The sequence below is a fragment of the Streptomyces capoamus genome (assembly GCF_014654935.1).
In the GTDB taxonomy this organism is placed as follows: domain Bacteria; phylum Actinomycetota; class Actinomycetes; order Streptomycetales; family Streptomycetaceae; genus Streptomyces; species Streptomyces capoamus.
In genome coordinates this window covers 42,266-50,333 of the sequence record NZ_BNBF01000029.1, presented here as the reverse complement: position 1 = coordinate 50,333, position 8,068 = coordinate 42,266, and the positions used below count along the sequence as shown (strand labels likewise).

At 70.1% G+C, this 8,068-nt stretch carries 5 protein-coding genes, 1 tRNA gene and 1 pseudogene; 2 read left to right on the top strand and 5 right to left on the bottom strand.

Going from position 1 to position 8,068, the window contains the following annotated elements; genetic code table 11:
- Positions 1-983: Leu/Phe/Val dehydrogenase (locus tag IE312_RS32775; protein ID WP_229900713.1), on the bottom strand; the 983-nt coding region annotated here is incomplete at its 3' end.
- A 200-nt stretch (positions 984-1,183) separates the two neighbouring features.
- Between IE312_RS32775 and IE312_RS32770 the strand changes: the two genes are divergently transcribed.
- Together IE312_RS32770 and bldC are read left to right on the top strand one after the other, a co-directional pair.
- The gene (locus tag IE312_RS32770) at positions 1,184-2,026 is read left to right on the top strand and encodes a DUF8083 family protein (protein ID WP_189985876.1); all 843 of its coding nucleotides are present in this window, start codon (positions 1,184-1,186) and stop codon (positions 2,024-2,026) included.
- A gap of 519 nt (positions 2,027-2,545) precedes the next feature.
- Positions 2,546-2,752 (top strand): developmental transcriptional regulator BldC, encoded by a 207-nt coding sequence (gene bldC, locus IE312_RS32765; RefSeq protein ID WP_003949541.1) that lies wholly within the window; start codon positions 2,546-2,548, stop codon positions 2,750-2,752.
- A gap of 442 nt (positions 2,753-3,194) precedes the next feature.
- Here bldC and IE312_RS32760 read toward each other — a convergent pair whose 3' ends face one another.
- From IE312_RS32760 to hrpA, 4 genes and pseudogenes are all read right to left on the bottom strand, one after another.
- Positions 3,195-3,386, bottom strand: a complete 192-nt coding sequence (locus IE312_RS32760; protein ID WP_189985875.1) for a DUF6274 family protein — start codon at positions 3,384-3,386, stop codon at positions 3,195-3,197.
- A gap of 96 nt (positions 3,387-3,482) precedes the next feature.
- Positions 3,483-4,027 (bottom strand): annotated as a pseudogene (locus IE312_RS42905) (TetR/AcrR family transcriptional regulator); the annotation flags it as partial.
- A gap of 107 nt (positions 4,028-4,134) precedes the next feature.
- Positions 4,135-4,209: transfer RNA gene (locus tag IE312_RS32750), tRNA-Asp, on the bottom strand.
- A 94-nt stretch (positions 4,210-4,303) separates the two neighbouring features.
- The coding region (hrpA, locus tag IE312_RS32745) for an ATP-dependent RNA helicase HrpA (RefSeq protein WP_229900712.1) at positions 4,304-8,068 on the bottom strand (3,765 nt) is incomplete at its 5' end.

Genomic DNA, 8,068 nt, shown 5'->3' with positions numbered 1-8,068 from the left:
ATCTTCGCCGCCTTCGCCTTGCACCGGTCGAAGTCGAACCCGTGCAGCTCGTCGGCCACCTGGATGACCCCGCCGGCGTTGACCACGTAGTCCGGCGCGTAGAGGATCCCGCGGTCCGCGAGGTCCTTCTCCACACCCGGGTGGGCCAGCTGGTTGTTGGCCGCACCGCAGACCACCCGGGCGGTGAGCACCGGGACGGAGTCGTCGTTCAGGGCGCCGCCGAGCGCGCAGGGCGCGTAGATGTCGAGCCCCTCCACCCGGATCAGCGCCTCGGTGTCGGTGACCGCCGTCACGCCCTCGGGGTACTGCTCCAGCATCCGCAGCACGGCGTCGGCGCGCACGTCCGTGATCACGACCTCGGCGCCCTCGTCCCGCAGGTGCTTCACCAGGTGGTGGCCGACCTTGCCGACGCCGGCGACGCCGACCTTGCGGCCGCGCAGCGAGGGGTCGCCCCACAGGTGCTGGGCGGAGGCGCGCATGCCCTGGTAGACGCCGAAGGCGGTGAGCACCGAGGAGTCGCCGGCGCCGCCGTTCTCGGGGGAGCGGCCGGTGGTCCAGCGGCACTCGCGGGCCACGACGTCCATGTCGGCGACGTAGGTGCCGACGTCGCAGGCGGTCACGTAGCGGCCGCCGAGCGAGGCGACCATCCGGCCGTAGGCGAGGAGCAGCTCCTCGCTCTTGTCGCGCTCGGGGTCGCCGATGATCACGGCCTTCCCGCCGCCGTGGTCGAGGCCGGCCATGGCGTTCTTGTACGACATCCCGCGCGCGAGGTTGAGGGCGTCGGCGACGGCCTCGGCCTCGGTGGCGTACGGGTAGAAACGGGTGCCGCCGAGGGCGGGGCCCAGGGCGGTGGAGTGGATGGCGATCACGGCCTTGAGGCCGCTGGCCCGGTCCTGGCAGATCACGACCTGCTCATGGCCGCCCTGGTCCGAGTGGAACAGGGTGTGCAGGACATCAGCGGGCGCGCCGGTTACGTCGGTCACTGTGGTGACTCCTGTGTACTTAGCGGCGAGTGGGGTCGGTCCCCGTACGGGTGGCGGGGAACCGTGGCATGAGCGTAGAGCCTCGGTTCCCTCACCATCCGCGCAGTGTTCAGGATCACTCTCCCGGGCCTTCGGCGCACGTATGACCGTGACACGATTTGCCGGGGTTTCGAGCCGGGTCCGTTGGGGAGGGTGCAGGCGTGCCGAAGGTGTCCTCCGTGGTCGTCCCCTATGCCGCGTACCTGCGCGTGTACGAACCGCTGGGTGCCTTCCCCGAGCCCGAGCGCAGCCACTGGGCGCACTACGCCCGCCGCTCCGACCGCCCCTCGTACCAGGACGAACTGCGCCGGTCCCTGGCGGACTTGCTGCCCGTCCCGCCGATCGCGGTGCCGGTGCACGAGAGCGGCGACGCCTTCGTGCTGGAGGTCGACGGCGTGGTCTGCGTGTGCCCCTGGCGGACCCGGCTGCGCGGCTGGCAGGCGCTGGACGGGCTGGCCGGGGAGCTGCCGCCGCCGGTGCTCGACGCGGTGCTGCCGTCGGTGGTGCGCCGCCAGGCCGCCCAGGACTACGAACGCTGGCTCGCCCGCAACCCCGACGCGCGCCCGTGGATCCGGACGGCGACCTGGCAGGTGCCGCTGAACTGGTTCGTGCTGGTCTCCGACGAGGAGCGGCGCTACGACAAGGGCACCGCCCAGGTGCCGCCGGTGCTGCGCTACCGCACGCCGATGGTGCAGGCCCGGCGCCGGGTGGCGCGGGGGCTGCGCGCGCTGCGGGACACCGTCGAGGAGGGCCCGCTGGTCGACGGCCTGGTGGACGTCGGCCGCTGGCTGGAGGAGTTCCACCCGCGCTCCCTGGTGGAGCTGGACTACGGCGGCCTCGTGCACGTGCTGCCGGCGGGCGAGCTGGAGGACGACCATTCGGCGGCCGACGTGGCGGCCGGTATCGAGGCGCTGCGCCGGGGTGACGGGATGGCTGCCGGGGAGGCGTACGGGCGGCTGGTGGAGCGGTGGCGGGCGGTGCGGGACCGGCGTTCCGCGAACTGAGTGACGTACGTCACGGTCAAATCGGGGCCGGACGACGTACGTTCTACTCGCTTAGACCACCTGACGGGATGTTGGTCCCGATCTGGACTTTTGTCCCAAGGGTGATGGATGGCACTTACCCGGCCCTTGCGCCTCTTGCCATCCCTCGTGCCAAAATAGGACAAGGAGTCCGGGGAGGGCTCCGTCCGCCCAACTGTGCTCCATGATGGGCGGAATCTCAGCATTGCACGCTTTGGGGGGTCTGGTGACTCCTGATCGCCCCTGTGACTGATCGTCACAGTGGCGTGACTGTCCGCTATGGCATGGTCCATCGGCTTCCGTCGCTGATGAACACCTGGGAGGGCAATTCCATCGGTTTGGCCGACGCGGCTGGACAGATGGTGTAGTTGTAGTGCCGAGGACAAGCCGTTCGTCCTATAACCGACTCGACTCGCGTCCGCCATTTCGGGCAACGCGGGTCAAGGTGCAGAATTTAGAGGAAAGAACCGAGAAGGTTCGGTTCTCCCGAGGAGGCCGCTCATGACCGCTCGCACCCCTGATGCCGAGCCGCTGCTGACCCCGGCTGAGGTCGCCACCATGTTCCGTGTCGACCCCAAGACGGTCACGCGGTGGGCGAAGGCCGGCAAGCTCACGTCCATCCGCACGCTCGGCGGGCACCGCCGCTACCGCGAGGCCGAGGTCCGCGCTCTGCTCGCGGGCATCCCGCAGCAGCGCAGCGAGGCCTGAACAACTCCATAACCGGGCAAGACGGTCGGTCCCCCAACCGGCCGAGGCGTCCGGGACGCTAGCTCCACACGACGCGGGACCTGCCCCAACAGGGCCCTCGCCCAAGCCGAACAGAACGTCGTAGGCAGCGACACAGGGTGCGTCGTCGATCGCGCTGGACTCCGCCGGGTCCAGCGCGATCTTTTTTGTGCGCCTGCCTGTAGGAGTCTGGGGAGGCCTGTCGGAACCGCTGGGGCCGACCGGGCGAGTGGTGCAATTGCACATATTAAATTGACCCTTTGTATGGCGGGGGTAAGTGCCGCACTTTCAAAAACTCATGCGGTGACTCCCGTCACATGCCAAGGCGCTTGTTGGGTGCGGCCCGCGTGGGTTAGAGGAGCGCCGGGTGGTGATGCATGCCCTCAGACTCCCACGCCCGTACGGCGGTTGGGCCGGCGGAGGGTCACGCCTCGCCGGAAGCCTCCTCCTCGACGGCCTCCTGCTCGCCCTCCTGGCCGCGCGGGCCGGCGTCCATCGCCAGCCGCAGCAGGTGGTGGCAGATCGGACAGTGGCGCGTGAGGTGCCCGTAGGACGAGGCGGCCGACAGATGGGCCCTCAGGAGCGCCCGCGTCTCGTGCCTGACCGACGCCGCCATACGCCACCTCCGGGAGCCGCACAGGAGGAACGGGTCCTGCTCCCTGGGTACCGAGGGAATGTGACCCCGTCAAGGCCGCGCGCCGCACGGAGCGGTGGGCGCCAGGGCGCCGTCCAGCACCTCCAGCACGCCGGGGGCGACCTCTCCGCGGGAACAGGCCCGCTCCAGCATGCTTTTCAGCTGCTCGGAGCGGACGGACAGGAAGCGGTCGCGGGCGGAGGCGCCGTCAGGACCGGTGGCCGGCGCGGTGACGACGGTGCGCAGCAGGGCCAGGCCGTCCGGCCCGGTGACGTCCTCGGCGGCCTTGGCGGCGAAGGCGCGCAGGTCGCCGCCGAGGCTGCCGGTGTCGGGCATGGGTGACTGCTCGGTCAGGCGGCTGACGACCACGTCCATCAGCAGTGCCTCCAGGGAGCCCCAGTGGCGGTAGACGCTGCTGTCGGCGACGCCTGCGCGGACGGCGACCTCGCCACCGCGAAGGTGCCGTGACCGCGTTCGGCGATCAGGTCGGTGACGGCCTGGTGGACGGCGGCGCGGACCCGGGCGCTACGGCCTCCCGGGCGGCGGGCCGGGTCGGACCCCTCCGGGGCCCACCGGGCCGCTGCCGAGGCCGACCGCTCGGCCCGGAACCACGCCGCCCCCACCGACGCCGGGCTGGCCGAGGCGACGGGTGGCGGGTGGTGGGCGGTGGGTGGTGGGTGGTGGGCATGCGAAAGGCCCGTCATCGTGAGATGACGGGCCTTCCTCGGTGCGGTCCTGACGGGATTTGAACCCGCGGCCTCCACCTTGACAGGGTGGCGAGCACTCCAAACTGCTCCACAGGACCAGGTTTCGCGGCGCTTGTCGGTGCGTTGCGCTGCGAGAAGGACTGTACAGGAGGGTGCGGGTCCTGGTCGAACTCACCCTCCGTACGTGAGCGGTTACGCGACGGCCGCGTCGATCGCCTTCACGATCCGCTTGTCCGAGACCGGGTACGCCGTGCCCAGCGCGTGGGCGAAGTAGCTCACCCGCAGCTCCTCGATCATCCAGCGGATCTCCAGCACCGAGGACGGGACCGGCCGGCCCTTCGGGAGCTGTTCCAGGAGCCAGGCGTACTCGTCCTGCATCTCGTGGACCTTCTCCATGCGGGTCGTGTCCCGCTGGACGTTGGTCGGCATCTGCTGCAGGCGCCGGTCGGCGGCCACCAGGTAGCGCATCAGGTCGGGCAGGCGCCGTATGCCCGCCCAGGTCACGAAGCCGGGCTTCACCAGGGCGTCCAGCTGCTTGCGGACGTCCGTGAGGTTCGCGAGCAGCACCGGGCTGCGCACGGACTTCAGGCGGCGCTCACAGGCCTGCCAGGCGGCCAGTACCTGCTGCACCTGGGCGACCGTGCGCACCGTGGTGTCCACGATCTCGGCGCGCACCTTGTCGTACAGCTTCCGGTACGACTCCTCGTCCCACGCCGGTCCGCCGAAGTCCCCGATCAGCTTGTCCGCCGCCGCCATGGCGCAGTCGTCGAACAGGGCCTGGACCGAGCCGTGCGGATTGGCGGACAGCGCCAGCTTCTGGGCGTTCGTCAGCTTTTCGGACGCGAACTTCGCAGGGTTGACCGGGATGTTGCGCAGGATCAGCCGGCGGGTGCCCTTCCACATCGCCTCCGCCTGCTCCGCCTCGGTGTCGAACAGGCGGACCGAGACCGTGTCGCCCTCGTCCACCAGCGCCGGGTAGGCCTTGACCGGCTGGCCGGCCCGGCGGGTCTCGAAGACCCGGGTGAGGGACCCGATCGTCCAGTCCGTCAGGCCCTTGCGCTCCAGGGACTCCCCGCCCTCGCGGGACGCGGTCGCCGCCGCGGCCTGGGACAGGGCCTGGCGCGCCTTCGGCTTCAGCCGGAGCTTGAGCGCCTCCAGGTCCTTGTCCTCGGCCAGCTTCCGGCGCCGCTCGTCGACGATCCGGAAGGTGATCCTCAGGTGGTCGGGGAGCTTCGTCCAGTCGAAGTCCTCCGCCTCGAACGGCACACCGACCATCCGCTTCAGCTCGCGCGCCATCGTCACCGTCAGCGGCTCCTGGAGGGGCACCGCCTTCTGCAGGAACGCCTTCGCGTAGTTCGGCGCCGGTACGTAGTGGCGGCGGACCGGCTTGGGCAGCGAACGGATCAGCTCGGTCACCACCTCCTCGCGCAGGCCCGGGATCTGCCAGTCGAAGCCCTCGTCCGTGACCTGGTTGAGGACCTGGAGCGGGATGTGCACCGTCACGCCGTCGGCGTCCGCGCCGGGCTCGAACTGGTAGGTCACCCGGAACGTGAGCTGCCCCTGCCGCCAGGTGTCGGGGTAGTCGGCCTTGGTGACCGCCTCCGCCGACTCCCGGATGAGCATCTCCCGCTCGAAGTCCAGGAAGTCCGGCTGCTCGTGGCGCTTGTGCTTCCACCACGAGTCGAAGTGGGCGCCGGAGACGACGTGCTCGGGCACCCGCTGGTCGTAGAAGTCGAAGAGCGTGTCGTCGTCGACCACGATGTCCCGGCGCCGGGCGCGGTGCTCCAGCTCCTCGACCTCGCTGAGCAGCTTGCGGTTGTCGGCGAAGAACTTGTGGTGCGTGCGCCAGTCGCCCTCCACCAGCGCGTTGCGGATGAACAGTTCGCGGGAGACCTCGGGGTCGATCCGGCCGTAGTTCACCTTGCGCTGGGCGACGATCGGCACGCCGTACAGCGTGACCTTCTCGTACGCCATCACGGCCGCCTGGTCCTTCTCCCAGTGCGGTTCGCTGTACGTCCGCTTCAGCAGGTGCCCGGCCAGCGGCTCGACCCACTCCGGCTCGATCTTCGCGTTGACCCGCGCCCAGAGGCGGCTGGTCTCCACCAGCTCCGCCGACATCACGAACTTCGGCTGCTTCCGGAACAGCGCCGAACCCGGGAAGATCGCGAACTTGGCGTTGCGGGCGCCCAGGTACTCGTTCTTGTTGCCGTCCTTCACGTCCTTCATCCCGATGTGGGAGAGGAGGCCGGCGAGGAGGGAGACGTGGATGCGGTCGGCCGGGGCATCCTCTTCGGCGAGGTGGATGCCCATCTGCTTGGCGACCGTGCGCAGCTGGGTGTAGATGTCCTGCCATTCGCGGATGCGCAGGAAGTTCAGGTACTCCTGCTTGCACATCCGGCGGAAGGACGACGAGCCCCGCTCCTTCTGCTGCTCGCGGACGTACCGCCACAGGTTCAGGTAGGCGAGGAAGTCGCTGGTCTCGTCCTTGAAGCGGGCGTGCTGCTGGTCGGCCTGGGCCTGCTTCTCGGCCGGGCGCTCGCGCGGGTCCTGGATGGACAGCGCGGCGGCGATGACCATGACCTCGCGGACGCAGCCGTTCTTGTCGGCTTCCAGGACCATCCGGGCCAGCCGGGGGTCGACGGGCAGCTGGGCCAGTTTGCGGCCGGTCTCCGTCAGCTGCTTGCGCGGGTCCTTCTGCGCCGGGTCCAGCGCGCCCAGCTCCTGCAGCAGCTGCACGCCGTCGCGGATGTTGCGGTGGTCCGGCGGGTCGATGAAGGGGAACTTCTCGATGTCGCCGAGGCCGGCCGCGGTCATCTGCAGGATGACGGAGGCCAGGTTGGTCCGCAGGATCTCCGCGTCGGTGAACTCCGGGCGGGCGAGGAAGTCCTCCTCGGAGTACAGCCGGATGCAGATGCCGTCGCTGGTGCGGCCGCAGCGGCCCTTGCGCTGGTTGGCGCTGGCCTGTGAGACCGGCTCGATCGGCAGCCGCTGGACCTTGGTGCGGTGGCTGTAGCGGCTGATCCGGGCGAAGCCGGGGTCGATGACGTACTTGATGCCCGGGACGGTCAGGGAGGTCTCGGCGACGTTGGTCGCCAGAACGATCCTGCGCCCGGTGTGCGGCTGGAACACCCGGTGCTGCTCGGCGTGGGAGAGCCGGGCGTAGAGGGGGAGCACCTCCGTGCGCTGCCCGTCAGCGCCTCCGGCGCGGGCGTACTTCTTCTCCAGGGCGTCCGCGGTGTCCCGGATCTCCCGCTCGCCGGAGAGGAAGACGAGGATGTCGCCGGGGCCCTCGGCCTGGAGTTCCTCGACGGCGTCGCAGATGGCGGTGATCTGGTCGCGGTCGGCGTCGTCCGACTCCTCCTCCAGCAGGGGGCGGTAGCGGACCTCCACCGGGTACGTCCGCCCGCTGACCTCGATGATCGGGGCGTCGCCGAAGTGCCGGGAGAAGCGCTCGGGGTCGATGGTCGCCGAGGTGATGACGACCTTCAGGTCCGGGCGCTTCGGCAGCAGCTGGGCGAGGTAGCCCAGCAGGAAGTCGATGTTGAGGGACCGCTCGTGGGCCTCGTCGATGATGATCGTGTCGTAGGCGCGCAGCTCGCGGTCGGTCTGGATCTCGGCGAGCAGGATGCCGTCCGTCATCAGCTTGACGAAGGTGGCGTCCGGGTTCACCTGGTCGGTGAAGCGGACCTTCCAGCCCACGGCCTCCCCGAGGGGCGTCCGCAGCTCCTCCGCGACCCGCTCGGCGACGGTCCGGGCGGCGATCCGGCGGGGCTGGGTGTGCCCGATCATGCCGCGCACGCCCCGGCCCAGCTCCAAACAGATCTTCGGGATCTGGGTGGTCTTGCCGGACCCGGTCTCACCGGCCACGATGACGACCTGGTGATCGCGGATGGCCTCCGCGATCGCGTCCTTCTTCTGGCTGACCGGCAGCTGCTCGGGGTAGGTGACGGCCGGCAC